The sequence below is a fragment of the Kistimonas asteriae genome (assembly GCF_018263925.1).
Lineage (GTDB): Bacteria > Pseudomonadota > Gammaproteobacteria > Pseudomonadales > Endozoicomonadaceae > Kistimonas > Kistimonas asteriae.
In genome coordinates this window covers 41,665-66,232 of record NZ_JAEVHF010000022.1, presented here as the reverse complement: position 1 = coordinate 66,232, position 24,568 = coordinate 41,665, and the positions used below count along the sequence as shown (strand labels likewise).

The following is a 24,568-nucleotide window of genomic DNA, read 5'->3' as shown; positions in this document are numbered from 1 at the left end:
CATTCTCTGAATTACTCTTTGATCAGTCGTAGGTAGCCCTGGATATTTTTGTGCATGTATTGCTTGGTGCCGGAGTATAGCGACGAGCTGATGTAATAAAGTGCACTGTCATGTTTTTCGTAGCGATAGTCTTCTGATGTCATCTGTAACCCTTTAAAAGGGGTATCGGGAAATACCACTAAATCAATGGCAGGTGTTTTACAGGCTTTAACGACCAGGGTTTCCAGCTCCTGATAGGTTGGCAGTCTGTAACCCTGGAGTGCATGGGTATGCTTGACGCCTCTATTCCAGTTGAATTGGGTGGGCGTTCCGTCGCAGTGATCATCGGTAAAGTTGTCAGGTGTACCTGCATCGTTATGGGTTTGACCGACAAGGCAGCGCTGCCAGGTCAAACTGGTTCGTGTATCGGTCACCGTGCCATCTGTAGAAAACCGGTAGTATTCGTGTTCGGGCGTGTAACTGGTTTCACAGGTCCGTTCTTTGGCTGCCAGTGAACTGGACAGTGTTATCAGGCCGGCGACAGCACAAACGCTGCTCTTTTTGATCACTGATCTGTTTCCTGTTGCTGATTATTGGCTGGGAGGGCCTCAGTTTTTTCTTTGGGTAGTGATTGTTTGATCAGCTTTTTCTTATCGTTTTTTGTGAGAACCTGCTCTCTGATGAATCGCGCATAGGCTCGACTGTTTTTCTGAAAAAGTTGCATGGAGGAAGAGTAAAGGGAGATGGCATAAAAATACCGGGCTGTTTTGTCTTTTTTCTGGGTTTTCTCATCCGCTGACATCAACAACCCTTTGTGTGGTGTGCCAGGGAAAATAGTCAGGTTTACGGCGGGCGTTTTACACTCGGCAATCATCGTCGTTTTCAGTTCCGTGATACTGGGCAGTCGGGCACCTGGATTGCGCTTCATTCGTTGCTGCATGTCAAACCAGCTGAGCTTGCTGGGTTTTCCTTCGCAGTAGTCATCGGTGAACTTGTCTGGTGTACCGGCATTATTGAGTGTTTGCCCGACCAGGCACCGTTCCCAGACCAGCCCTGTGGTTCGATGGCGTACAGTGCCGTCAGCGTTAAAATGGTAGGCTGTGGTGTCGGCCTGGTAGCCGGAGTCGCAATGTTGCTTGTTTCTTACGGATGGCAGTAATTGCAAGAAAACGACAATACTGATTAATGCGGCAAGCATTCCATACTTATTCATGCCAAATTCCTTCGAACAGCATACGGCGATTGCCTGATGACTGGCGGCAATCAATATCCCTTGGGCATATAACGATTGGTTCGGTTTGGGCTGATATGAGCAGCGCCTTCTATTCTTAAAGCATAGTGTTTGCGCGGCTTTATTTGTCTCAGAAGACTGACATTTTGTTGACGTTTCAGGTGTTTTTGTTGCCAGTGAGTAAGGGGGCTTCCCTGTCATGAAATTGAAATAAACCGCTAATAATAATAGGCTCCAGCAACAGACATAACGTACCTGCCTGCACCGCCTGTGCAGAGATCAGGTTCCAGGTTCTTCTCCGTTAGTGGTAACTCAATCTGTGATCAAAACACTGGAAATTTTCTGGCAGTTTTTTCTGCTGGGGTGGACCAGCTTTGGCGGTCCGGCGGCGCATATCGGTTATTTTCGTCATGCCTTTGTGGAGAGGCTGCAATGGCTGAGTGATGAGCAGTATTCCCAGCTGGTGGCTTTGAGTCAGTTTCTGCCGGGCCCTGGGTCCAGTCAGGTCGGTTTTGCCATTGGCTACCGACGGGCCGGCCTGCTCGGCGGTTGTGCGGCTTTTGTCGGGTTCACCCTGCCGTCTTTCGCCATTCTGTTGGCAGTCGCCATGAGCAGTCATGCGTTTTTTGACGCCAGCTGGTACCAGGGGGTGATTGCTGGCCTGAAACTGCTGGCCGTGGTCGTGGTAGCGGATGCCATCATTCAGATGTACCGGAGTTTCTGCCAACGCTCGTTGACAGTGGCGCTCTGCGTGTTCAGTGCGGCGATTCTGCTGATTGTCCCAGGCGTGCTGGCCCAGATGGCGGTATTGGTGTTGGCTGCAGGTATTGGCTGGCGATGGTTGCCCGCACCAACAGACAAACATGAAAACTGCCGGATAAAAGTCTGGCCATTGGTGCTGTTTGGCGGTCTGCTGCTGTTGCTGCCGCTGGTGGCGGGTGAAGGTCCGTTACTGACATTGTTCAGTGACTTCTATCAGGCGGGCAGTATGGTGTTTGGTGGCGGCCATGTTGTTCTGCCTCTGTTGCAGAACACGACGAAAGACCTGATCAGTACAGATACCTTTCTGACCGGTTATGCTGCGGCACAGGCGATCCCGGGTCCCATGTTTACCTTGTCTGCCTATCTGGGGTATTTCGCATCCGATACGATGCCGGTGTTGGGGGCTGTGCTTGCCACCGTCGCGATCTTTCTACCGGGTTTTCTTCTGGTAATCGGCATGCTACATGCGTGGCAGGCGGTTGCCGGTAGGGCGAGAGTCGCGGGGGCTATCAGTGGCATCAATGCTTCGGTGGTGGGGTTGCTGGTGGCGGCGATGTATTCCCCGGTCTTTGTCTCGGCGGTTCATACGTCGCTGGAATTTGCCATGGCGCTGATTGGGTTTTACCTACTGAGGGTCAGATGCTGGCCTGTCTACTGGCTGGTCGGATTGGCGATTGTGCTGGGGGCTCTGGTTCTTAAAGCCTGATCTAATAATGGCTATGCGAGCGATTATGCGCGGGTGGTCTGGAAATGTGGCGGTTAGAAAAGCGAGTGGTGAAGAGGGCAGGGTTCCGGCAGGTGGCCGGAACCCTGATCCGATCAGAGCGGGTTCTTTTTGTAGAATTCGAAGTGGTCTTTAAGCATGGCCTTGTATTGCTCCATGAACGCTTCCACATACTCCTTCTGGTTGGTTGCAATGCTCTTCTGGTCAGCGGAAGCTACCAGGAAGGCGTTGTAACGGGCCGCCGCATAGAGGAAGGCGTCGCTGATGATATTGATAGGCAGCTTACGGCCTTCGGCATGCTTGTTCGCCAGACTGATAAAGGAATTAACGATTTCCAGAATCTGTGCTTCAGTCTCTTTGTCGATTTCAAAGGGCATATCGTTGCCATTGGAATCCTTGTTATCCGTTGATGCAGAATCCTTCGCTGGCATATTACCTGGCGGTGTAAATTCTTTTTTTGTGCCCAGATCTTTAGTCTGGTTGAATTGATTATTTGCGGCAGCGGCTTTCTGTTTCTCAAAGAAATCCTTCATGTCGAAATCACTGCTGTTACCTTTATCCATAACCAAGCTACTCCTTACATAATAAATACGACGTTATTTGAATCGGGTGTCTATTACGTAAGAAAGGTATTTTGGGGAAAAGTTCCTGAAATAATTCTGTTTTTTCACCCTGATCAACCTGCAGGGCCTTCCTGCTGAAGGCGGGTAATAATCGGGCATTTTTCAATTAGCCAATAGTCGCAGAGTGTCAGGCCTGGGACGATTGTGGTTGGAGTCTGCTTATGTTGTCTTGACTATTTAAAACAGATGGTTATAAGCAGCTTTCTTTGCTGAATACTTCCTTGAAAAGTACGGGTTTCGGCCCGCTTGGTTTGGGTATAGTGACCAGTTGATGGGGGTATGTGAGAGCCTGCGTGGTCACGCATCCAGCGCCCGGCTGCTGGTTTTCTACCCTGACTTCCAGGTAATGGCATTTGTCCTCAACGGCTGTAATCGTCATGTAGTAACCGCCTGAAGGCTGTACCCCCATATGAGCATAAAGTGCTAGCTGTGTATTGAAATCAATCCTTCCAACCATTCTGGCATTATCAGAAAACGCATGGAGCGTATCAGGATCACGGATGACTTGCAGCGTCTTATTCGGGGTTTGATAAAAGAAATCATAGGTGTCGATGATGTTGATCGGAACCTCCCTGACGACACAGGCATCAATCTCGTCATCGGACGTGTTTGCCATGGCGAATGTTGTGAGAAGCAGCAAACTGCCGGAATAAAAGAGTTGGATTGCCAGATTACCGTATTTCATAGATAAGGCCTGAAAGCGTGTGTAATGAATACCGTTTAGCATGAAGGATGGCCTGCGCTTCCATTTGACTGCCGCTGACGATTTTAGTTCATAAAAAGGCCTGTATAGCGATAGTGCTGAATAGGTGTGACCTTCCTGATGTCCGCACGGTATCATGAGGCTTTGGATGGCAGGGAATCGCTCCCTTGAATCGCAAGACCCACGCCCCTGTTCATGAGGGGTTTCTTCTCGGACGCCATAGCCTCGATCACGCCGGTATGACGGAGATTCATCTCTGGGTGACGACGGATTCAGGGATAGCAAAGCTCATTGTCACGGGGGAGCGCCCCGTGTTTTTCATCAGGGATGAGGATGACACCAGACTGTCTGAGTGTCTTTCGAAGGCCGGTATCACCCATGACTGCCGGCCAGTAGCGTTGGAAACCTTTCATCATGAGCCCGTACGAGCGGTTTATACGCCGACGCTTGAAGCTGGATTCAAGGCGCAGGACAGGCTTCGACAACTCGGCGTGACACTGCTGGAAGCAGATATTCGGCTGCATGAGCGTTACCTGATGGAACGTTTCATTACGGGAGGCATTGTGTTCACAGGACGGGCGGTCAGGCAACGTGGTTATACCGAATACCATGATGTCAAAGTGCGTCCTGCAGAGGTGAATCCTGCCTTTTCCGTGCTTTCTCTGGATATTGAGTGCTCTGCGGATGGGGAGCTTTATTCGGTCGGGCTTGCCGGTGAGGCTGTCGAACGGGTGCTGATGATCGGGCCCTCAGCCTTGGGAGAAAGTCCGGGTCTTCTAGAAGGAACTATTCTCTGGGTCGAGAATGAACGATCATTATTGAAATTGCTTGAGGAGGAAATCGAGCGACTGGATCCGGATATTCTTATTGGCTGGAATGTGGTTAATTTTGACTGTCGGCTATTGCTGGAACGGGCCCGAACCCATGGTTTCCGGCTGTGCTTGGGAAGAGGGCGGCAACCTGCCAGCTGGCGCGAACGTCGGGGTGAGTCAGGTGTGGGTTTTGTCACCGTGCCCGGGCGCGTAGTGATCGACGGCATTGATGCGCTAAAGTCCGCCACCTACCAGTTTGTCGACTTCACCCTTGAAACCGTGTCACAAAGCCTCCTGGGCCGGGGGAAGGCAACAGAGGATGTTGATAACCGGCTGGCGGCGATTACCCATGATTTTCACCATGATAAGCACAAGCTTGCCCGCTATAACCTGGAGGACTGCAGGCTCGTCCTGGCTATTTTTCACCAGACCCGGTTGCTGGATTTCCTGAGACTGCGTAGCCAATTGACGGGGCTGGAGCTGGATCGCCTGGGCGGTTCTGTCGCTGCCTTCACCCACTTGTACCTGCCAAGATTGCACCGTGCCGGTTATGTGGCGCCGAATCTTCCCGAGGGGGGCGGCCTGGCCAGTCCCGGTGGCTATGTGATGGATTCCAGACCCGGGTTGTACAACAACGTTTTGGTGTTGGATTTCAAGAGCCTTTATCCCTCGATTATTCGCACATTCAAGATTGACCCACTGGGGCTGGTTGAAGGTCTCAAGCTACCGGAGCAGGCGATTCCCGGTTTCCGTGGGGCAGTCTTTTCCCGTGAGCGCCATTTTCTGCCGGCGATTATTACCTCACTCTGGCTGCAGCGGGATGAAGCGAAGCAACAGCAGGACGGGGCCCGTTCACAGGCTATCAAGATATTGATGAATTCATTTTACGGGGTACTCGGCTCCGGTGGGTGCCGGTTTTACGATACGCGTCTGGCCAGTTCCATTACACTTCGAGGGCATGCCATCATGCAGCAAACCGCCGGCTGGATTGAAGCAGAGGGGTACCAGGTGATTTATGGGGATACGGACTCCCTGTTTGTCCGGCTAGCTGACAATTTCAGTCCGGAAGAAGCTGGCTGCATTGGTAAAGCGTTGGTGATGGATATTAATCAGCGCTGGCATGATGTCTTGCAGGAAGAGCTCCAGCTGGACAGCTACCTTGAACTGGAATTCGAAACCCATTATATCCGTTTTCTGATGCCGACTATTCGCGGTGCGGAAACGGGCAGCAAAAAACGTTATGCGGGATTGAAGTGGACGCCTGACGGAGAGCAGCTGGTCTTTAAGGGGCTGGAGTCTGTCCGTTCAGACTGGACCCCGCTGGCCAGGCAGTTTCAGGTTCAGCTGTTTGAGCGGGTGTTTGCGGATCAATCGCCTGCTGATTTGGTCAAGGAGACGGTCAGGGAAACACTGGCCGGTGAACGGGATAGTGAGCTGGTCTACAGGAAGCGTCTTCGTCGTCCTCTCAGTCAGTATGTCAGAAGCAGCCCTCCCCACGTCAGGGCAGCGCGGCAGGCCGATGAATGCAACCGTGCTGCGGGCAAGACGCTGCGCTATCAGAACAAAGGCTGGATCAGTTATATCATTACTGTGAATGGGCCCGAGGCGATAGAGCATCGAGTCAGTCCCATTGATTACCAACATTATATCGACAAGCAGCTCAAACCGGTTGCTGAGGCCGTTTTGCCCTTTGTGGGAGAGAGCTTCACTCAGCTGTGGGATGAGCAATTACCGCTATTTTAAGTCAGCTGCCGTCTGCTCAATCACATGAGGCGGGTATTCGTTGTATTTTTTACTTTGCCCGCGAACGAGGTCCGCTGGATATTTTTTGCAGTTCTCTGCGAATTTCTCAGAGACAGATTGCATCAGGTCGATATTCAGCTTGTCTGCGAGACGAACGAGATAGATCTGGATATCCGCCAGTTCTTTGGCAACGTCTGCCAACTTGGCTCCGGATAATTCGCTGGACTGCGTTTCTGTTAGCCACTGGAAGTGTTCCAGTAATTCAGCGGATTCCACACTTAGGGCCATTGCCAGGTTTTTAGGGGAATGGAACTGATCCCAATCTCTGTCTGCTGCAAATTGACGTAATTCATGTCTTAATTGATCCAGGTTTTTCATTCAACAAATGCCTGATTTGTTCAGTGGGTGGCAATGGTATACCTAACCCGTGTTAATTGACGACAGGTTGCATGTGATGTTTGCCGCGCTAACGGTTGTGAACGGTAGTATAAAGCCGAATTTTTATACTCTGTGTAGAATTGCGTTACACTGGTTGGCTATTTGATAGCCACTCGGATGCAGCCATGACGACCTTGGGAACCCCTTTCAGTTCTTCTGCAACCAAAGTATTGCTCTGTGGTTCGGGTGAACTCGGAAAGGAGGTTGCTATTGCACTGCAGAGGCTGGGGGTGGAGGTCGTGGCGTTGGATCGTTATGCCAATGCGCCCGCCATGCAGGTAGCTGATCGCAGTCATGTGTTGTCCATGCTGGATGGCGAAAAGTTGCGTGCGGTGATCGAGGCTGAAAAACCGGATTTTATCGTACCGGAGATTGAGGCAATTGCCACCGATACGTTGGTTGCGCTGGAGCAAGAGGGCTATAAAGTTGTACCCACAGCACGTGCCGCCCAGCTGACCATGAACCGGGAGGATATACGTCGTCTGGCCGCAGAGACACTCCACCTTAAAACATCCCCATATCGTTTTGCTGATAATTGGGATGATTTTCAAACGGCGATTGAAGCCATCGGTATGCCCTGCGTGGTCAAGCCCATCATGAGCTCATCGGGTAAAGGGCAAAGCCTTGTCAGGCACCCTGATGACTGTCTGCAAGCCTGGGATTATGCGCAGGAAGGCGGCCGGGCCGGGAAAGGGCGTGTCATTGTTGAAGGATTTGTGGATTTCGATTTTGAGATTACGCTGTTGACCGTCAGGCATCGTGATGGCACCAGTTTCTGCCAACCCATAGGGCATCGCCAGGAAGGGGGAGACTATCGGGAATCATGGCAGCCGCAGGTGATGTCGGCTGCAGCATTGAAGCTGTCGCAAAGCGTCGCACAAACGATTACCGACGCCCTGGGAGGCTGGGGACTGTTTGGTGTGGAGTTGTTTGTGTGTGGGGATGACATCATTTTCAGTGAAGTATCACCCCGTCCCCATGATACTGGGCTGGTGACCTTGATATCGCAGAATTATTCCGAGTTTGAATTGCATGCGCGTGCTTTTCTTGGGTTGCCTATCCCGAATATTCGGCAGTTTGGGCCTTCGGCATCGTCTGCCCTGTTAGTTGAGGGGAGATCTTCAGATATTCGGTTTGGCCATCTGACGGATGCATTAAGTCAGGTCGATACGGACCTGCGATTATTTGGAAAGCCTGAGGTGGATGGTCTGAGGCGCATGGGTGTCGGACTGGCTTTGGGTGATAATTGCCAGGAGGCAATTGAAAAAGCGACAACGGTTACATCCCGAGTCCATATTGAACTTTAGGTGTTGTCTATTGCGATGTAGTGAGAAAGATATAGTGAGTTTCGCAAGGTTGGCTATATGTTCAATAAATGAAATTTAGCCTGAAATAATAAGGCTGACGTCTTTTGTGGAAATAAAACATTGTTCAGGAATGAGTCTTGTTTTCGCTTCTTATATTTTGGTCATATTTTTGGAGTGAAGTCGTTCTATCGGCACGAGAGTTATATGATTTATTGGTACTTTAGTTCTATTATCTTGAGGGGCTAAACGTTTCTGTTACTTAGCCTTCCTATACAGTAACGCTCCGTGTGAGCAGGAAACAAATCAATTGGGGTGGATTGTAAAAATAAATAATTTAAACGTTTGTTTGAATTGCTGGTAGCCCCCTGTTTCATGGTGTTCTTTACTTTTTTTTGAAATGAAACGTTTTTGGCATGAACAATGAATTAGTTGTAAGTGCAAAAGGACGAAGCATGGGTGTCAGGCGTTATGGTGTACCGAACCATGCTTTCATTTACCACCATGCTGTGAGCAACTGAGGTGGACGCTCAGTGGAGGTCTTGCGGCAGGCTGTGATTAGGGAGTGTTACCATGAATGTTTCAGAAGGTTTTGTCACAGAATTTTTCGGAATGGATGTTGAGAAAGCGAACTTGCGCCGTATGCTTGAACAGCAGATTGCGCATTTTCTGGCACAGGGAGGGCGCGTTCAGTGTATTCCTAACCGGCTTGAAGAAAATGGTGGCGCGAAGCCCGTTAGGCTGACAAGAAGCAGTACTGGCAATTACTGAGTCATCCACAGAGCATAAAAAAGCCGGGACAGATGTCCCGGCTAAAGTCGCTAGAGTTAACATGCGCATGTAGCTCATGTGAAGCCGTCGTTCACAGAGCCTCTGATAACATAGTACCAGTTCGCTAAAAGTCAAAACAAATACTCCCGCCTCACCTTCCCAAAAAGTGAAACAATAGTACTTAAAAATGGTTCTGCTCTATGGCTTTTAGATTTTGCGCTACTTACTTTTCTCCTCCAGCAGATAGGGAGTTGGTGAGAATAAAAAATAGGACGTTCAACTATATTTTGCAACTGCGACGGTGTGGCTAGGCTAATGTCTCGTTTTGTCTAGGGTAAAGGTGTGAGGTGTTGTTTTTATGGTGGCAGGATTTTTTAGTGTTATATTGGGGGGTAAGTTATTAAAAGTAATTGTGCTATATGCGAATTTAATAGCTAAATTCGGTATTTATAGTCATTTTTATATGTTTGGGTTACGTCTTAGAGGTGAGTATCGTTTTTATATGGCTTTTGGTGTGTCTGGAGTTTTGGTTTCTTTTGGATGGTTATTATAACTTGGGGTTTGGTTAGTGTGGTTGCTTGGTCATCTTTTATTTTCTGGAGTCGTTATTTTTTGTTCTTGTATGTAAGGGTACCCCTGTTGATGTTGAAGGATTTATGTGTCTTGTAGTGTTTAATTAATAATGCGTGGAATGGGAAAATAATACACGTTGGTTGTTGTATGTAATAGTCTCCCACAGATGGTCCCTATGGGGGAATGAGTAATTGGTCTGCAAGCTTGTGGTTTTCCATAAGCTAGCCTCGTTCTATCATCTGATAGAGACTTCTATTGAGCAAGGCTGGCGTTAGCCAGCCTCGGTGTCAGATGTCTCTTCTCTTGTTTCGCGAACGATAACGGCTTCAGGCTTATTTCGGTTTGGCCATACGCTTTCTGGAATGACTTCTGTTGCCATGTAGCCTTTTCCACCCTTACCAATAAGAAAGCGAACTGATTCACCCGCTTTGAGTGACTTAAAGCCATCCATAATGATAACGCTGTAGTGAACGAAAATATCTTCGTTCTCGGAGGCTGCAACAGGCTCAATAAAACCAATGCCTTTAGCGTTGTTGAACCACTTGATCGTTCCGGTTAAATATTCCATATCCCTGTCTCATTATTATTGCTTCCTAGTAACACAATAACGCTAGTTCTCCCATGGAGCAATACCTTGTCTGATATTCCTTTGAAAGGCAGCTTTGAGGTGGAATGTTTGGGGTAAGCAAACTAAATCAAGGCGGGAAAAGATACTTATTGTTGTGTATGTAGATACAGCGTCTTTTCTGTATGGTTATGAGGATCATCAATTTGCGTATGTATGACCCGATAAATTATATCGAGAACGTCATTCCAGTTAACACCCGGCTGGAGGCGCTCGTCATAGAGAATGTGCAGGAGGTATTTGTCGAGAGGGGTGAGTTGCTGAAAGATGCTACTGTCGTTGAAAATACTGGGATATAAGTCATCAACATCGTTAGTCAGGCCCATGATCTGTGTCATTTCTTCGATGACACAGGACTGCAATCTTCCGTACGAGCGGGCGAGATCTTCAGGGATGAGAATCCATGCCTTGACGATTTGTCCATTACGGTCAGCCAGAATGTTGAACGTGCATAGGCTGTGACTTAAGTGAGGGTTTTTGTCTGTATTTATGGCCCGATAGAACTCCGTCTGGTTCATGAAGTAGATCAGTACGTTGGCATGTTCACGTTCAGGCTCAATGTACATCGGTAACTGGGTATGCTCAGTCAGGATATTCATCTGTTCTTGAATCATTTTTTCATGGAGTTCAGGGTCGCCTATCGCGCTGAAAATATGAATATGCAATGGAGATGTCCATTTCAGCAAGCGGCGCTCTTTCCCCTCATTAAACTCATTGAAGAAAGCGACCCTGTAAAACGCATCACGAACATACTCGGATTCCATCCAGACGGGATATTGAGCGACCGACATGGCAGGCATAAAAAGCCCTGCCAGAAGAATTACACCCTTGAAAGAAAGGCCTCTGTAGATCAACGTCAACATCCTTTTTATAACGTTTAGTGTTATCTATGGCCCCATGCATTTAACATGGTGTGCTGATTTTTGCCTATCCGATAAACAATGCAGCTTTCGTGAAATTATAGATGTCGCTGTACTGCGCTTGAGACTTTTAGCGGCTCTGGAAAGGACTTTTTTGCTATATCTTCAAGGTCTCTAGCAGGGGCCTGATCCCTTTCATGCGGCAGAGAAATGATGAGGTGTTCTTAATGATAATTAATGCTTTCTAAGTATTGAATTGCCTATGTATCTTTGAATTTATAATCAATCCTTATGAAAAAAGGGAAGGCTCTGTAAGAGAGCCTCTCCCTCAATGATAAATGTACTGCTTAAAGCCTCTGTACTACCGCCATTTTTGTATATCACTATTGTCAAATGTAGCTTGACGGATATCTGCACCATTTTCATGGCTGTTTGCCGTCACGGCAATATTGCTGGCATGGCGGTTACGGAGTGTGTTGCCATACCAGTCAAAGCGCAGGTTGTCGGAATCCGTGCAGCGCCAGATTGAGATTTCACCGCCATCATAGGCCATGCCCCGGTTATCAAGGCAATATCCGGGATCCTTCTGGCTATGATCAGGCCTGTCAGCGGCTCATAGCGCCATTGTTGATTGTCACCATCGTGGCAGTCCCACAACAGGACATTACTGCCATTGGCCATGTTAGCACCGGCTATATCCATGCAGCGTTCGCCACTCTTCAGGGGTTTGTAGATGGCTGGCTGCGCTGCCTTCATCAAGACCTGCTGCGCCTCATCACCATGGCAGCATCCAGAGATGCACATTAGCACCATTACGTGAGGCTGCACCTTTGACATCCAGGCATTTCCCCGGATTCAGTGCACTTCGGAGTACGCCGTTGTTGGTGTCCAGAGTCCAGAGTCCAGCGTTGAGCATTGGTACCATTACATTCCCATAGCTGGATATTATTACCCTCATGCTGGAGGGCGCCGGACACATCCAGGCACATACGGGGATCAACCTTGCTGTGCAGTGCGCCGTCATCATCCATCACCCAGCCTTGGGCGTCGCTGCCGTTACAGTTCCAGAGATGGACATTGGTGCCGTTCTCGGTGCCACTGTGGTTGACGTCGATACATTTGCCCAGATAGTTCATGTAAAGATTCTTGTATTTGGACGAGATCCGAACTTCATGACGGGACTGACCGGGATCCAGCCATAACTTCAGGATTTCCCGTTCACTGTCCCACTCGCTGCGCCAGCTGCCGTCGGGATCAGATACCGAGAGTTCCCAGCCATCCTGGTAGTAACGGCTGGCCGGAATGTAGATTTCGATGGGTCCCGTTACACCGGGTTTCTCATCGTAAACCCGGCGGAATGCCTTACTTTTGGCCTCGAAGTAGTAGTCAACCGGCTGGCCAGCAATGGCCCTGGGGTAGGTTCGGGTCAAATGCTCGGCGACGATCGTTTCATTGTCAGAACCGTCGGTAGGCGACCAGCCGCCACGGTCATTCGACCAGTAGGCCCAGCCTGAGCCCATGTAGTCAGCCATCAGGGTGACATCATCAATAAAATCACCGGCACCCGGCTGATTGGCGCCCATACCAAATTCACCGACCACAATGGGCATATTCATCTTGTTCAGCTCGTTGACACGCTCCCGTCCCCAAGGTTCAAACGACCACTTGTCCACGTCACTGTACGCGCCGCCTTCATGAAGAAAGGGCGGGTAAAAGTGGGGGCATATACCAGTCGTTCTTCACCTTCGCGGGGATCATCAAGGACACCCAGTGTCGAAGCGACACCAAAGTTAATGCCACAGCGCCTGTGGCTCAATGAAAAGCCAGGTATCCTGGTCAGCGGTACGGATACGGTTGATGACCCGCTCATAGAAGGGTTGCAGCTGAAAGGTTTCAAACCCGGGCCAGACATAGGTGCCGCCATAGGGCTCATTCATCAGGTCATAGCCGATAACGTTGGGCGTATCTTTGAAACGTTTGGCTACGTGCGTCCACATATCTGCATAGTGATCCTGCAAGCCATAATCATTTTGCCAGAAATGATCAAAGGCGCGGCTTACACCCGGTTGAAGGTAAGTGATCCATCAGCGGGATTGGGGTTCCGCCGGCAGACCATCAGTGATGGTGGCCCAGGGCGGTGCGCCGTCGCCGCCAAACGGGTATGCGTAAAGATCCTGATGCATATCCATCAGGACATACATACCCTGATCCTCATACCACTTGACCCGTTCAGCCACCTTATCCAGGTAGGCTTCGTCATAGACGCCGGGTTGCGGCTCAATAGCATCCCAGAAAATCAGGAAGCGGACAAAGTTAAAGCCCCAGTCACGGGCTTCACGCTCGACATCCGGCTGACTGATCCAGGGCATTCTCTCCGGGTGCCTCTTGGCACTTGAGCTGGTGTTGAGATCATGGAGTATCAGGGCGCGACCCTGATCATCGGTGATGTAGCGAGGGTTGTCCGGCTTGTATTTACAACCGGCAATAAAAAGCGAGGTACAAAGGCAAACTGCCAGCAACGAATGCGAAACATGGCTGTTTCTCTCCAGTGTTATTGTTCTTGTCATTGTGTTGGCTGGTTGGCGGACGTACCCGGTACAGGCGTGGGTGGGGTTGCCAACCGAGGTGGTGTGTCGAACAGTGAAGAATGCACGTTAGTACTATTTAAGATTTTCTATAGCTGATCAAAACACAGACGTATGACAGGAAGGCCTTATGCAATGCTCTGACGTTGCCATGTAAGGGGATCCGTGTGCCCTCTCTTGCTGAATGAGGTATGGCATCGTTACACTCAGGCGGCGTGTTTTCCTGCAGGCAAAAAATAATAAGGTAGAAGTTATGGCTGGAATGCAGAGACGTCGTCTGATGGTGTGGTTGTTATCGGTACTGGGAGGGCTGGCGGCGTTACTGGCGCTTGCGGCAAGCAGCCTCTGGTTGTATCTCAATCCAGTGCCTGCAGGGGAGCAGGTCTTCATTAACGGTCATATATTAACCATGGATGATAGTAATACCGTGGTTGAGGCTATTCGCATCGAAGGTGAGCGTATTGTTGCAACCGGCACTAAAGAGGCCATATTGCAGCAAGCTAGCGATCAGGCAGATATCATTGACCTGCAGGGAAAAACGGTGACACCAGGCTTTATTGAGGCCCATGGTCATTTCCCCGGCAGTGGCTTGAAAGCCGTTGCTGAGGATGTCACCAGTCCGCCTGTTGGCACGGTATTGACGATCGGCGATGTACTGGAACGTCTGCGAGAGCGAGCCCGTGATACCCCGCCGGGTGAATGGGTGATTGGTTATGGGTTTGATGATTCGCTGGTGGCCGAGCATCGCTTCATGACGCGAGAAGAGCTGGATACGGTCTCCACTGAACACCCCGTCTTTGTGCTTCACGTATCAGCGCATATGGCGGTCATCAACTCCCGTGCACAGGCTGTCGTGGGTATCAATCAGGATACGGTTGATCCTGAAGGTGGTGAAATTGTCCGAAATGCAGCGGGTGAGCTGACTGGTCTGCTACTCGAAACGGCCCATGATCCTGTGCGGGATATGGCCTTTGATTTTTCCGCTTTCCATAATCTCAAGATTGTACGGACATCCGTTGATGACTATGTGAGTCAGGGCGTCACCACCGTACAGAGTGGGAAGGCGACGGAGTCCTTTTATCGTCCCTTGAACCTGCTGTCACGTCTCGGAGTTATACCTCAGCGGGTGATTGTCTGGCCGGACCTTGATCTCGCCAGTGCGATAGATTCTGGTGATATTGCGCGGCATGACTCGGGTAAGTTGTCAGTAGGGGCGTTAAAACTGACAACAGACGGCTCGATCCAGGGATATACAGGCTATCTCTCGGCGCCCTATCACAAGACGCCTTCTGAACGGAATGCAGACTATCGCGGTGATCCTGTGATGAAGGCGGATAAGCTCCGCGCAGTCGTCTCCGAGTGGCATGGCAAGGGGTGGCAACTGGCGTTGCACGCGAATGGAGATGCGGCGATTGATAACGTTCTCTCGGCGGTGGAAGCCGCGCAGAAACAGTCACCTCGTCCCGATGCCCGTCATGTTATTGTTCACGCGCAAATGAGTCGTTCTGACCAGCTGGAGACAATGCAATCGCTGGGTGTAACCCCGAGCTTTTTTCCGGCGCATGTCTACTATTGGGGAGACCGTCACAATGCACTCTTTCTTGGCGAAGAAAGGGCTGCGCGCATCAGTCCTCTGAAGTCTGCGGCTGACTATGGTGTTCGCTACAGTATCCATCTGGATACCCCGGTCGTGCCAATTCAACCCTTGTTGCTGGCATGGTCAGCGGTTCAACGTGAAACCAGCGGGGGGCAGGTGTTAGGCCTGGAAGAGCGGATTAGTGTCATGCAGGCTCTGCGAGCTATCACGATTGATGCGGCCTGGCAGGTGTTTCAGGAGGACAACCGGGGATCGCTGGAAGCGGGCAAGTATGCTGATTTTGTGGTGTTATCAGATAACCCGTTAGACAATGCGAGTCGTTTACATCAATTAACGGTGGAGCAGACCTGGATTGGTGGTGTTCCTGTCTATAACAGCAACAATTAACGCATGACTGCCAAGTCTGAATAATTCTTAAAGAAACATGCGACGGTTGAGGTCGCACGTTTCTTATTAGCGTTTTAATGCAATGTGATTACACGTCAAAATCATATTGGTCATCAATGCGACGCTTCTCCAGCATATATTGTTCCATGCTGATGGTTTTGGTTTGCAGCTTTTCTTCCAGGCGACGGAGGTCTTTGTTTTTGAGGCGCTTGATGTTTGCCTTGGTCGCGTAATAGTTAATGGCCGATGCACCATTATACCCACTAATCGGATCCCAGAAGATGGAGAGCGGCCAGGTCAGAAGATTCAGTACGCCGAGCCCCGGTTCGCGGGTATAAAAAGATCCGCCACCCGGAAGGAAGCCCAGCGCAGCAGCGGTTGTTGGATTCTTTTCTTCAACAGACATGCCATTCGCATGGTAATAGCGCATTTCATGTTCCTGATAACTATTCAGGCCGGTCGCGCAGCCGGAAAGAAATGACATGCTGAGAACAAGGGCTACAACTTTATTCATGTGTTCAATTAATCCCTGGACGTCTTTATACATTGATCGAATAACGTTGTAGCGAGACTGTAAGGATTTAGGAGTTAGGTGTATAGATCGTGTCAGTACGTATTGTGTCAAATCAATTTCCAAATTGACATGATTCAAAATAGTAATAACTGGGTTAGGGAATCACTGATTAGCGTGTAAGAAGGAGTTCAGCAGACTCCTTCTTAATGGGAAGTCACGTTGTCAAATAGCCGCCATCGACATTTATACAGGTGCCTGTTGTATAGCTGGCGGCATCAGACACCAGATAGAGCACCGTTCCCGCCATTTCCTCCGGTTGAGCAGCCCGGTTCATGGGAATTTTGGGCAGGATTTGTTTGAGCATGGCGTCATTGCGGGTAAGCGCCGATGCAAACCTGGTATCCGTCAGCCCGGGAAGCAGTGCGTTTACGCGAATGTTCATCGGCGCACATTCACGGGCAAAGGCTTTCGTCATAGCAATGACAGCTGCCTTGGAAATGGAGTAGATCCCCTGGAAGGGACCAGGTGTTACGCCATTCACAGAGGCGACATTCACAATGCTGCCACCGCCCTGGCTGCGCATTATCTTGCCAACTTCCGCAGACATCATGAAATAGCCTTGAATATTGACGTCAATGGTCTTCTGCAAGGCATCGGTCGGTGTATCAAGAATGGCACCGAAATAGGGGTTGGCCGCCGCGTTGTTGATCAGGATGTCGATCCGGCCGTGTTTTTCTACGATAGCGCTGACGGTCTGGCGGATGGCATCCGTGTCTCCGATATGGCAGGCCATCGGTTCAGCAGCGCCTCCTTCATCGAGAATGCTTTGGCTGACGGCTTCACAGCCTTCCAGTTTTCGGCTGGTGACAATGACATGGGCATTATAACGTGCCAGTAGTCGGGCAATGGCTTCGCCGATACCGCGGCTGGCGCCGGTAACCAAGGCGATTTTGCCGCTCAGATCGAACGGATTGTCGTTCATAACAGTACCTCAGTTTTTGTTCTTATCGAGTGCAGGGGATCAGTGTTCAGCCAAGTCATGCGCTGCTGTTGTGACAGCAGCGTAAATAGTCAATACACGACAGAGTTTCTAGTTGTGTGATTATGAGAATTCTTTACTGTAAAGGCGGAAGATACTGGAAAAATCCAACTGTCCATTATGGTCGGTTTGATTGGCATGGAGGTTGTAGAGGCTGCGCGCCAAGCTGCCCATGGGGGCTGATGAACCGGAGCTTGCTGCGGCATCCAGTGCCAGCTTCAGATCTTTCAGCATCAGGTCGACCATGAAGCCGCCCTGGTACTCTCTGGAGGCCGGTGCATTGTCCATGATGCCGGGTACCGGGTTGTAGACTTCAAGTGACCAGTTTCTCCCAGAACTTTTCAACATGATTTCAGAGACAGTTTCCGGGGAGAGTCCATTGCGGATCGCCAGTGCCAGCGCTTCAGCGGTACCGGTCATTTGGATGGCCAGCAGCATGTTATTGCACATTTTTGCAACCTGGCCGCATCCGGCTTGCCCGGCATGGAACAGGTTGCTGCCCATGGCTTTCAGGATGGGAAGAGCTCGCTCGTAATGGGATTTTTCACCACCGATCATAAATGACAGGGTACCCTGTGCCGCACCGGCGGTTCCGCCAGATACGGGGGCATCAATAAAGGCTTTATTCTGTGCAGAGGCTGCAGCGGCGACTTTTTTGGCAGTTTCTGCATCAATGGTGCTGGAATCAATGATCAGTGCGTCAGTGCTGATCGCATCAAGCAGCGCGGTTTCACCAAGATACAGGCTTTCAACATGCTTACCGGCAGGTAGCATACTGATCACAACATCCGCGCCTTTGACGGTGTCGGTCGCCTGTTTTGCCGCCGTGGCGCCGTGGTCGGACAGGGTTTTTACCGCATCGGGGTTAAGGTCAAAGACCGTGAGTTGATGACCTGATTTGATCAGGTTAATCGCCATGGGGGCTCCCATGTTCCCCAGTCCGATGAATGCAATCTGTGCCATGGTGCGTCTCCTTTTACTTGTTGCTATCAATCAGGAACAGCGGCCGTGTTGTGGCAGGCGTCATCTAACTATAAGTGTATGGTCTTTGCAGTGCTATTTCTGTTATTAACTGTTTCGCACACAGGGTGCTTGTGAGTGTGTGCGATTAGATAGACAAACATCCGGATTATGAAATGTGGCTTCATAATCCGGATAACACAGGCAATGTCAGGGATTGATAGGTGAGAGAGCACTATCCTTTGAATGGTGCTTTTGGTGTGCGGATGTTTTACGCAAATTGGACACTATCGCCTGTAATCGCGCACTGTCGAATGCATTCTCTGGTTTACCAGAGTAGAGCGACTGCTCAAGGCTGTTCAATAGATCGTTTAATTCCTGATGATGAAAGGTATTTGCCGCCGCAGACAGGCTGTAAAGGTTGTCGAGGTTGTTGAAGCAGCCAGCCCAAATAATAAATCGCTGCTTGATCTGTAACAGGTCGTTGCTCTGGCAGGCCTGTTGCAGCTGCTGGAATGCGGCTTTTTCGCTAAGATGTTCTGATGTCATCGGTGAGTGGCTGTGATCAACCCCATCATTGATCAAACCCTTTTTACTTCTGATGTACAAGCCCAGCGTTACCAGCCAAAGCAGCGCAAAAACAGCCGTTGCGATTATCCAGGGCAGGGCGGAAGTCTGTTTGGTGATGGAAGCCCCTAAATCGAGAGGGATGTTTGTCTGCGGTGATGTGCTATCCGGTAAAACGGTAGTGGTCGTTGCAGGTGCTGGCTGAGTGGGGGTTGCCAGTGTATTACCGGGTGAAACGGTAATGGTTGTTGCCGGCAATCTCGCCTGTTCAACCTTGCCTGTAGTGGTATTGAACCAGGTGTAGTGGATTGCTGGCAGTGTCATTGTGCCAGCATGTGTAGGAACCAGTGCTGTGGCTTCCGTACGTTTTCCGGTAATGCCATCAGGGCCGGAAAGGTCTTCATTTTGCGCTTGGTCCGGATAGGTTTTCAGGCCAGACACGGCAGGCTGCGTCACCGGTGGAAGCTGGGCGGCGGTAAGGCCTTTTGCTTCAATCATGAGGGTTCGGGTAACCGAGTCGCCCGCTTTAAGGTCATCCGGGTTACTGCTCCATTTCTGGGTCAGGCGCAGGTTGCTGGCCGGAAGCCAGGGCGTATTGGCGGGGTAATCTTTAGGCACTGGTTTGACATCCAGCGTGATATCTGCCGACTGGGCGCGCACCGGTCTCGCCCGTTGCATCGAGAAGAAGTTATTGTAAGGATCACTGCCGGCAGCAATGCTGGAGGTGAAACTGAGCGACGGGATTGTCAGCGTACCGCTTTCCTGGGGGTTGATGGCATATTGCACTTCAAACACCCCGTGGCGACGGCCATTGACGAGTTCTTCGTATTTTTTGACTTCGCCCAGTTGCTGAACAATCGCGCCATTCACTTCCAGCGGCGTCAGGCTGCTGTCGCCGACTAACTGGGTGTTGTAATAGATTTTCAGAGTCAGCACGGTTTGCTGTTGAATATACAGTTCCTGAAGGCTTAACGACGTCTGCATGAAGACCGGGGAAACGGTATTGGTGTTGCCAGCGGCCGTATTGCCATGGCGGACATCGATATGGATTGGCGCAGAGATTTCGCCATCATAGGACAGCGCTGGAATTGTGATAGCACCAGCTCGCTTAGGGGCAAGCGTGATAATCCAGTCTGTCCAGGATTCGGTTTTGCCGTTGATCATCTGGAACTGGCTGCTGCGCCGGTTGCCGAGGATATCAAAATCCTTTTTCAGCGGTGACGTGTCAGGCTGGCTGCGGAACGACTGGCTGTCTACCCGGAGGGTCAGATCCAGCGTTTCGTTCTGGGTGATGACGGTCCGGTCGACACTGGCTGTGAACGTTGCCAGTGCCGGTGTGGCCGAAAGCATCATAATGGCTGCCATCAGGAGGGACAGCAGGGGTGTGATGAAAGTCTTCCTTACCATGTTTGTTCTCCCCGGGGAGCGGGTTGGCGTTGCTGTTGCTGCTGTTCGAACTTCCGGCGCAGCAGACCGCCGGGATCGTCGGGTATGCGTCTCAACCAGTTTTCGACTTCCTGACGAGACTGGGTGTGCTCTTGTACTTGATCCGTCGCATAGGGCTGCTGATCATCACGAGGCTGGTCATTCTGTTGTTCAGGTTGAGTCGGAGATTGGGCAGCTTGTTCCTGCTCAGAAGATTGCTCGTCTTGCCTGGGTTTTTGCTGCTGGTCTGAGGAATTTTCCTGATTTGACGCGTCTTTATCGTCATTGGCTGACTCATCCTGCGATGAATCAGAACGTTCCTGTTCATCCTGTTTTTGATTGCCCTTCTGGTTTCCAGTTTGTTTACTGGAGGTTTCCTGATCGTCACCCTGATCTGGTTGCTGTTGCTGTTGCTGTTGCTGTTGCTGTTGCTGTTGCTGTTGCTGTTGCTGTTGCTGTTGCTGTTGCTGTTGCTGTTGCTGTTGCTGTTGCTGTTGCTGTTGCTGTTGTTCGAGTAGTTTCTTTACCAGTTCAGCATTGCTCTTGGCATCGGCCATATCGGGTGACAGTTTCAGCGCTTTTTCATAGGCGGCGAGAGATTCCTGTAGCTTTCCGGCACGAGCCAGTGCGTTACCCTGGTTGTAAAAACCATCGGCACTGTCCCAGTCCGCAAATCCCTTAGCGGCTGTTTCGTAGTCTTTAGCCTGATACTGGGCTTCGGACTGCCAGTGCGGATCCTTGAACTGATCTGCCGCTTCTTCTGCCTTACCTTCCTGAAGTAATTTGGTTGCCTGTTGGTCCGGTGTTTCCCACAGGTTGGTCCAGACATCTGCATAGCTGGTATCCGGTTGGATCAGCGTTGTGGCAAGAATGATTGGCAGTATCCATCCGCGTCGGAAAGCCAGTGCGACTACCGGTAGTAATAAGAGCACCAGCCAGAATCCTTCGTCGTGCCAGCGATCAAACTGGCGATCCACGGCAACAGTTTTACTGAATGTGTTGGTTTTGGGGAGCAGGGCATTGATATCGCTGTCGTTAATGCTCATGGTGCGGTATTGGCCACGGTGTTGTTTTGCCAGTGTCTGCAGTTGTGAGGCGTCCAGCCGACTCATGACGATGGCACCCTTGGTGTCGCGAACGAAACCACCGTAAGCATCAGGAACAGGCGCACCGGTAGCAGTGCCGACACCGATAATGTTCAGTGTATGATTCGTCCCCGTCAGCACCTTGTTCACTTTAGCGATATCTGCGGCTGACATACCATCCGTTAATAACAGCAGCGAGCCAGATTCCCCAGCGCCCTGGGCGAGCAGGTCAAGGGCCTGCTGAATGCCGCTGGCCGGGTTACTGCCGGGCACCGGCATGATGTCAGGCGACAGTGCTTTCACCAAATTTGCCAGTGTCCCGTTATCATCGGTCAGAGGCGCCACGGTATAGGCGTCACCGGCATAGGCGACCAGTGACGTTAGCCCTTCCTTGCGTTGTTTCAGGATATCCAGCAGTTTGTGTCGGGTTCGGGTCAATCGGTCCGGCTGGGTATCTGCCGCCAGCATCGAGCGTGACAAATCCACGATCAGCACCAGGGGCGCCAGGCTTTTTTCAACTGGGGTTGAGATTTGTCGCCAGGTGGGCCCGGCCAGGGCGATTGACGCAATCATCCAGGCGAGTGTCAGGCCGATCAATGGCCAGCGGCTGGTGCCAACGGGTTTGACAGGCATCAGGTGGCGTAAAAGTTCCTGGGGGATAACCTTCTGCCAGCTACCTGATTGCGATTGGCGTTTCCAGAGAAGGTAGCCGGTTATTGCTGCCGGTATCAGCATCAGTAACCAGAGCGGCCGGATAAAGTGAAACTGCGTCAGTGTCGTTATCAGCGCGTCCATTCAGCGTATCCTCCTGCGAATGGTGGGCAGGAGGAAGGACAGCGCCAGCGCAAAACTGCAGAGCAGTGCAGCGGCCAGAGGCCAGTAATAGAGCGATTGCACGGGACGGAACGTCTCCTTGCTCTGTTCAACGGGTTCCAGTTGGTTCAATAGACCGTAAATCTGTTGCAGCTCTTCCGTATTTCTCGCCCGGAAGTAGCGACCACCGGTCTGGTCTGCGATTTTGGTTAGCATGTTTTCATCCAGGTCCGCAGAGGGATTGACGCGTCTGGCGCCAAAGCTGGAACCAAAGATGCCGGGCTGGATCATTTCATCGGCGCCGACACCGATGGTGTAGATGCGAACTTTTTCCTCTTTCGCCAGCTCAGCAGCCTGATCCGGTGACACCTCGCCTGCCGTATTGGCGCCATCGGTCAGCAGGATCAGGATACGCTGGTCTTCGGGCCGCTTGCGCAGATGGCGTACCGCCAGGCCGATGGCGTCACCGATCGCGGTCTTTTCACCGGCAATACCAATGGTGGCTTCATTCAGCAACGTCTGGACAGTTTTCAGATCAAAGGTCAGGGGTGTCTGCAGGTAAGCATTCGTGCCGAACAGGATCAGGCCCAGACGATCCCCCTTGCGTTGCATCACGAAATCGCTGACCACATGTTTGATAACATCCAGCCGTGTTACTGATTCACCCTGCAGTTCAAGATCCTGAATTTCCATACTGCCGGAGAGATCCACGGCCATCATCACGTCTCTGCCCGTGACTGGCAGGCTGACAGGGTCGCCTACCCAACGTGGCTGGCTGGCAGCCAGCAACAGCAATAACCAGGTGGCGATCAGCAAGCCTTTCCGCCACAGGTTACGGGTGAGATGGGCCGGACTGTCGCCCGGGAGCGCCTGCTCAATCTGCTGGTAAAACGGAACCTGAAGCGCGGCCTGATGCTGCTCGTCTGCAGGAGGTGTAAACCGATACACCAGCAATGGCAGTGGCAATAGCAGCCATATCCAGGGCCAGTACAACTCAAACATGGTGTTTCCTTATCCAGCGTTCGACTAAACGCTGAAGTTGTTCAATCTCAGTCTGATTCAGTGTGGACTCACCGGGGGCAAAACGTTCATCGCCAAAGACCTGTCCCGGCCCTGTTGTGAAATCATTCGAACGAGACGTCTTATCAAGAAAAGCGAGCCACTCATTGCCATGCAGGGCGGCAACGGTTTCCCGTGGCCAGGCTGACAGCGCTACCCGTTTGAGTAGCTGGTTGAGACTGCTGACCAGCGCATGGTTGTCTTCGCTGTGTTCCCGGGTTGCGGCGATATGCCGGCTTTCCTGTAAAGCCGCCCGGCGATACCGGTTACGGGCATAGTGGCGGTACAGTAGGAAGGCGGTTATTCCGACTCCGGTCAGAAGAATGAACGCTGCCAGCCACCATCCGGGAGCTGGTGGCCACCAGGTCACCGGATCGGGCAGATGGTTTGGATGGAGTGCCTTCAGCGCCTGCTGCAGGGGATCCGTTGGATTCACCGGGTATCCTCCGTCTGACGTCGACGGGGTGTCGGCGTACCCTGCAGAACAGCGAATAGTTGCTTGTCTGTCGGTAACGCCGCATTCAGCGAGAGGAGAGGGATATGCAATCGGTTCATCGTGTTCTGTAGATGTTCCTGCCGGAATGTGGCTTCCTGGGCATACTGGGTTCGATTCTGGGTTGAACGGGTATCCAGCTGGCGGCTTCGGGCGCCGTCGGTAATGGTATACAGACCATCCCGTGGCAGGTTGGATTCCATGGGATCCTGAACCTGGATAGCAAGCACCTCACTGTGCCGGTGAAGCAGCGAGAGTTGCCGCTGGTAACGATCATCCAGGGACTGAAAATCACTGATTATCACAATCAAGGAGCCGGGCTTCACGATTCGGCGGGTCTGCCGCAGGGCGTGTACCAGCGTGTTTTCCTCAGCCGTGCTGGTAACCGGCTTCAGGTTTAAGGCGTGATTCATGTCTGTCGCCTGCTGCAGCAATCGCAGTACGGCTTTCTTGTCCCGGCGCGGTTTGAATTCATGGTGTTCGGTATCGTTATAGAGAAAACCACCCACCCGGTCACCACGATGCAGCGCCTGCCAGGCCAGTAAGGCGAGGGTTTCTGCTGCGGTCACGGATTTGAAATTCAGCTGGCTGCCAAAGAACAAGGATTGCCCCTGATCCAACAGGAAGAAAACCGGTTTTTCCCGCTCTTCACGAAACACCTTAGTGTGCGGTTTCCCGGACCGTGCGGTGACTCGCCAGTCAATGGTGCGGATATCATCGCCCGGCTGGTAGCTTCGGAATTCATCAAAATCCATGCCCCGGCCGCGCAGGCGGGAGGCATGGCCGCCACTTTGCTGGGCCTGTGCCGTCCCCTGCCGCAGGCTGGGCAGCCGGCGGGCGGAAACATGCAGTCGGGCCAGTTCCTCAAGGCTGGTGTAAGCGCCGCTCATCAAGCG

23 protein-coding genes and 2 pseudogenes are annotated in these 24,568 nt (G+C 51.3%); 6 read left to right on the top strand and 19 right to left on the bottom strand.

What is annotated here, in order from left to right; translation table 11 throughout:
* Positions 1 to 11 precede the first annotated feature (11 nt).
* Together KHS78_RS19675 and KHS78_RS19670 are read right to left on the bottom strand one after the other, a co-directional pair.
* Entirely contained in the window at positions 12 to 548 is a 537-nt protein-coding gene (locus KHS78_RS19675) for an Lcl C-terminal domain-containing protein (RefSeq protein WP_211830526.1), read from the bottom strand.
* On the bottom strand, positions 545 to 1,192 hold the full coding sequence (locus KHS78_RS19670; RefSeq protein WP_211830525.1) for an Lcl C-terminal domain-containing protein: 648 nt from the start codon (positions 1,190 to 1,192) through the stop codon (positions 545 to 547). Before KHS78_RS19670 ends, KHS78_RS19675 begins: the two co-directional genes overlap by 4 nt.
* Positions 1,193 to 1,529: 337 nt before the next feature.
* On the opposite strand from KHS78_RS19670, the gene chrA reads away from it, so the two are divergent.
* Entirely contained in the window at positions 1,530 to 2,678 is a 1,149-nt protein-coding gene (chrA, locus tag KHS78_RS19665) for a chromate efflux transporter (RefSeq protein WP_425513979.1), read from the top strand.
* Between the two features lie 113 nt (positions 2,679 to 2,791).
* On the opposite strand, the gene KHS78_RS19660 is transcribed toward chrA, so the two are convergent.
* Complete coding sequence (locus KHS78_RS19660) at positions 2,792 to 3,259, bottom strand: DUF3144 domain-containing protein (protein ID WP_211830523.1); 468 nt, start codon at positions 3,257 to 3,259, stop codon at positions 2,792 to 2,794.
* 250 nt (positions 3,260 to 3,509) lie between these two features.
* Positions 3,510 to 4,004 carry a protease complex subunit PrcB family protein gene (locus KHS78_RS19655; RefSeq protein ID WP_211830521.1) on the bottom strand — a complete coding sequence of 165 codons (495 nt, stop codon included), beginning with the start codon at positions 4,002 to 4,004 and terminating at the stop codon, positions 3,510 to 3,512.
* A 185-nt stretch (positions 4,005 to 4,189) separates the two neighbouring features.
* On the opposite strand from KHS78_RS19655, the gene KHS78_RS19650 reads away from it, so the two are divergent.
* Positions 4,190 to 6,577, top strand: coding sequence for a DNA polymerase II (locus KHS78_RS19650; RefSeq protein WP_211830520.1), 2,388 nt, complete (start codon positions 4,190 to 4,192; stop codon positions 6,575 to 6,577).
* On the opposite strand, the gene KHS78_RS19645 is transcribed toward KHS78_RS19650, so the two are convergent.
* A complete protein-coding gene (locus tag KHS78_RS19645) occupies positions 6,569 to 6,955 on the bottom strand; it encodes a nucleotide pyrophosphohydrolase (protein ID WP_211830519.1) in 387 nt (128 codons plus the stop codon). The two genes, KHS78_RS19650 and KHS78_RS19645, sit on opposite strands and share 9 nt — an antisense overlap.
* 185 nt (positions 6,956 to 7,140) lie before the next feature.
* On the opposite strand from KHS78_RS19645, the gene purT reads away from it, so the two are divergent.
* The 3 genes from purT (at position 7,141) to KHS78_RS19630 (ending at position 9,643) form a co-directional block, all read left to right on the top strand.
* On the top strand, positions 7,141 to 8,322 hold the full coding sequence (gene purT, locus KHS78_RS19640; protein WP_211830518.1) for a formate-dependent phosphoribosylglycinamide formyltransferase: 1,182 nt from the start codon (positions 7,141 to 7,143) through the stop codon (positions 8,320 to 8,322).
* Between the two features lie 570 nt (positions 8,323 to 8,892).
* Entirely contained in the window at positions 8,893 to 9,090 is a 198-nt protein-coding gene (locus KHS78_RS19635; RefSeq protein ID WP_211830517.1) for a hypothetical protein, read from the top strand.
* A 358-nt stretch (positions 9,091 to 9,448) separates the two neighbouring features.
* Positions 9,449 to 9,643, top strand: coding sequence for a hypothetical protein (locus KHS78_RS19630; protein ID WP_211830516.1), 195 nt, complete (start codon positions 9,449 to 9,451; stop codon positions 9,641 to 9,643).
* A 291-nt stretch (positions 9,644 to 9,934) separates the two neighbouring features.
* On the opposite strand, the gene KHS78_RS22520 is transcribed toward KHS78_RS19630, so the two are convergent.
* The 6 genes and pseudogenes from KHS78_RS22520 to KHS78_RS22355 form a co-directional block, all read right to left on the bottom strand.
* Entirely contained in the window at positions 9,935 to 10,231 is a 297-nt protein-coding gene (locus KHS78_RS22520) for a cold-shock protein (protein WP_211830515.1), read from the bottom strand.
* Positions 10,232 to 10,377: 146 nt separating this feature from the next.
* Positions 10,378 to 11,088 (bottom strand): DUF2927 domain-containing protein, encoded by a 711-nt coding sequence (locus KHS78_RS19620; protein ID WP_211830514.1) that lies wholly within the window; start codon positions 11,086 to 11,088, stop codon positions 10,378 to 10,380.
* A 421-nt stretch (positions 11,089 to 11,509) separates the two neighbouring features.
* Entirely contained in the window at positions 11,510 to 11,701 is a 192-nt protein-coding gene (locus tag KHS78_RS22710; RefSeq protein WP_425513978.1) for a hypothetical protein, read from the bottom strand.
* Between the two features lie 59 nt (positions 11,702 to 11,760).
* Positions 11,761 to 11,952, bottom strand: a pseudogene (locus tag KHS78_RS22705) (RICIN domain-containing protein); the annotation flags it as partial.
* Positions 11,953 to 11,960: 8 nt separating this feature from the next.
* Positions 11,961 to 12,821, bottom strand: coding sequence for a ricin-type beta-trefoil lectin domain protein (locus tag KHS78_RS19610; RefSeq protein WP_211830510.1), 861 nt, complete (start codon positions 12,819 to 12,821; stop codon positions 11,961 to 11,963).
* Positions 12,822 to 12,938: 117 nt separating this feature from the next.
* Positions 12,939 to 13,715, bottom strand: a pseudogene (locus tag KHS78_RS22355) (glycoside hydrolase family 5 protein).
* Positions 13,716 to 13,986: 271 nt separating this feature from the next.
* Between KHS78_RS22355 and KHS78_RS19595 the strand changes: the two are divergent.
* On the top strand, positions 13,987 to 15,717 hold the full coding sequence (locus KHS78_RS19595) for an amidohydrolase (protein ID WP_211830505.1): 1,731 nt from the start codon (positions 13,987 to 13,989) through the stop codon (positions 15,715 to 15,717).
* 88 nt (positions 15,718 to 15,805) lie between these two features.
* Here the strand turns inward: KHS78_RS19595 and KHS78_RS19590 are convergent, their stop codons facing one another.
* The 8 genes from KHS78_RS19590 to KHS78_RS19555 form a co-directional block, all read right to left on the bottom strand.
* Positions 15,806 to 16,231, bottom strand: coding sequence for a hypothetical protein (locus KHS78_RS19590; protein WP_211830504.1), 426 nt, complete (start codon positions 16,229 to 16,231; stop codon positions 15,806 to 15,808).
* A 214-nt stretch (positions 16,232 to 16,445) separates the two neighbouring features.
* Positions 16,446 to 17,213, bottom strand: coding sequence for an SDR family oxidoreductase (locus KHS78_RS19585; protein WP_211830503.1), 768 nt, complete (start codon positions 17,211 to 17,213; stop codon positions 16,446 to 16,448).
* 120 nt (positions 17,214 to 17,333) lie between these two features.
* A complete protein-coding gene (gene mmsB, locus KHS78_RS19580; protein ID WP_211830502.1) occupies positions 17,334 to 18,233 on the bottom strand; it encodes a 3-hydroxyisobutyrate dehydrogenase in 900 nt (299 codons plus the stop codon).
* 207 nt (positions 18,234 to 18,440) lie between these two features.
* Positions 18,441 to 20,204: a BatD family protein gene (locus KHS78_RS19575; protein ID WP_211830501.1), complete on the bottom strand. Its 1,764-nt coding sequence runs from the start codon at positions 20,202 to 20,204 to the stop codon at positions 18,441 to 18,443.
* Complete coding sequence (locus KHS78_RS19570) at positions 20,198 to 22,102, bottom strand: vWA domain-containing protein (protein WP_211830500.1); 1,905 nt, start codon at positions 22,100 to 22,102, stop codon at positions 20,198 to 20,200. Before KHS78_RS19570 ends, KHS78_RS19575 begins: the two co-directional genes overlap by 7 nt.
* Positions 22,103 to 23,122 carry a vWA domain-containing protein gene (locus KHS78_RS19565; RefSeq protein WP_211830498.1) on the bottom strand — a complete coding sequence of 340 codons (1,020 nt, stop codon included), beginning with the start codon at positions 23,120 to 23,122 and terminating at the stop codon, positions 22,103 to 22,105.
* Positions 23,115 to 23,615, bottom strand: a complete 501-nt coding sequence (locus tag KHS78_RS19560; protein ID WP_211830496.1) for a DUF4381 domain-containing protein — start codon at positions 23,613 to 23,615, stop codon at positions 23,115 to 23,117. Before KHS78_RS19560 ends, KHS78_RS19565 begins: the two co-directional genes overlap by 8 nt.
* Positions 23,612 to 24,562 (bottom strand): DUF58 domain-containing protein, encoded by a 951-nt coding sequence (locus KHS78_RS19555; protein WP_211830494.1) that lies wholly within the window; start codon positions 24,560 to 24,562, stop codon positions 23,612 to 23,614. The genes KHS78_RS19560 and KHS78_RS19555 overlap by 4 nt, the downstream gene beginning before the upstream one ends.
* Between the last annotated feature and the right edge of the window lie 6 nt (positions 24,563 to 24,568).

Coding starts and splice junctions, on each gene's coding strand:
- KHS78_RS19670 (WP_211830525.1), bottom strand. CDS start 1,192: ATGAATAAGTATGGAATGCTTGCCGCATTAATCAGTATTGTCGTTTTC.
- KHS78_RS19660 (WP_211830523.1), bottom strand. CDS start 3,259: ATGGATAAAGGTAACAGCAGTGATTTCGACATGAAGGATTTCTTTGAG.
- KHS78_RS19655 (WP_211830521.1), bottom strand. CDS start 4,004: ATGAAATACGGTAATCTGGCAATCCAACTCTTTTATTCCGGCAGTTTG.
- KHS78_RS19645 (WP_211830519.1), bottom strand. CDS start 6,955: ATGAAAAACCTGGATCAATTAAGACATGAATTACGTCAATTTGCAGCA.
- purT (WP_211830518.1), top strand. CDS start 7,141: ATGACGACCTTGGGAACCCCTTTCAGTTCTTCTGCAACCAAAGTATTG.
- KHS78_RS19635 (WP_211830517.1), top strand. CDS start 8,893: ATGAATGTTTCAGAAGGTTTTGTCACAGAATTTTTCGGAATGGATGTT.
- KHS78_RS19630 (WP_211830516.1), top strand. CDS start 9,449: ATGGTGGCAGGATTTTTTAGTGTTATATTGGGGGGTAAGTTATTAAAA.
- KHS78_RS22520 (WP_211830515.1), bottom strand. CDS start 10,231: ATGGAATATTTAACCGGAACGATCAAGTGGTTCAACAACGCTAAAGGC.
- KHS78_RS19620 (WP_211830514.1), bottom strand. CDS start 11,088: ATGCCTGCCATGTCGGTCGCTCAATATCCCGTCTGGATGGAATCCGAG.
- KHS78_RS22710 (WP_425513978.1), bottom strand. CDS start 11,701: ATGGCCTATGATGGCGGTGAAATCTCAATCTGGCGCTGCACGGATTCC.
- KHS78_RS19595 (WP_211830505.1), top strand. CDS start 13,987: ATGGCTGGAATGCAGAGACGTCGTCTGATGGTGTGGTTGTTATCGGTA.
- KHS78_RS19590 (WP_211830504.1), bottom strand. CDS start 16,231: ATGAATAAAGTTGTAGCCCTTGTTCTCAGCATGTCATTTCTTTCCGGC.
- KHS78_RS19585 (WP_211830503.1), bottom strand. CDS start 17,213: ATGAACGACAATCCGTTCGATCTGAGCGGCAAAATCGCCTTGGTTACC.
- mmsB (WP_211830502.1), bottom strand. CDS start 18,233: ATGGCACAGATTGCATTCATCGGACTGGGGAACATGGGAGCCCCCATG.
- KHS78_RS19575 (WP_211830501.1), bottom strand. CDS start 20,204: ATGGTAAGGAAGACTTTCATCACACCCCTGCTGTCCCTCCTGATGGCA.
- KHS78_RS19570 (WP_211830500.1), bottom strand. CDS start 22,102: ATGGACGCGCTGATAACGACACTGACGCAGTTTCACTTTATCCGGCCG.
- KHS78_RS19565 (WP_211830498.1), bottom strand. CDS start 23,122: ATGTTTGAGTTGTACTGGCCCTGGATATGGCTGCTATTGCCACTGCCA.
- KHS78_RS19555 (WP_211830494.1), bottom strand. CDS start 24,562: ATGAGCGGCGCTTACACCAGCCTTGAGGAACTGGCCCGACTGCATGTT.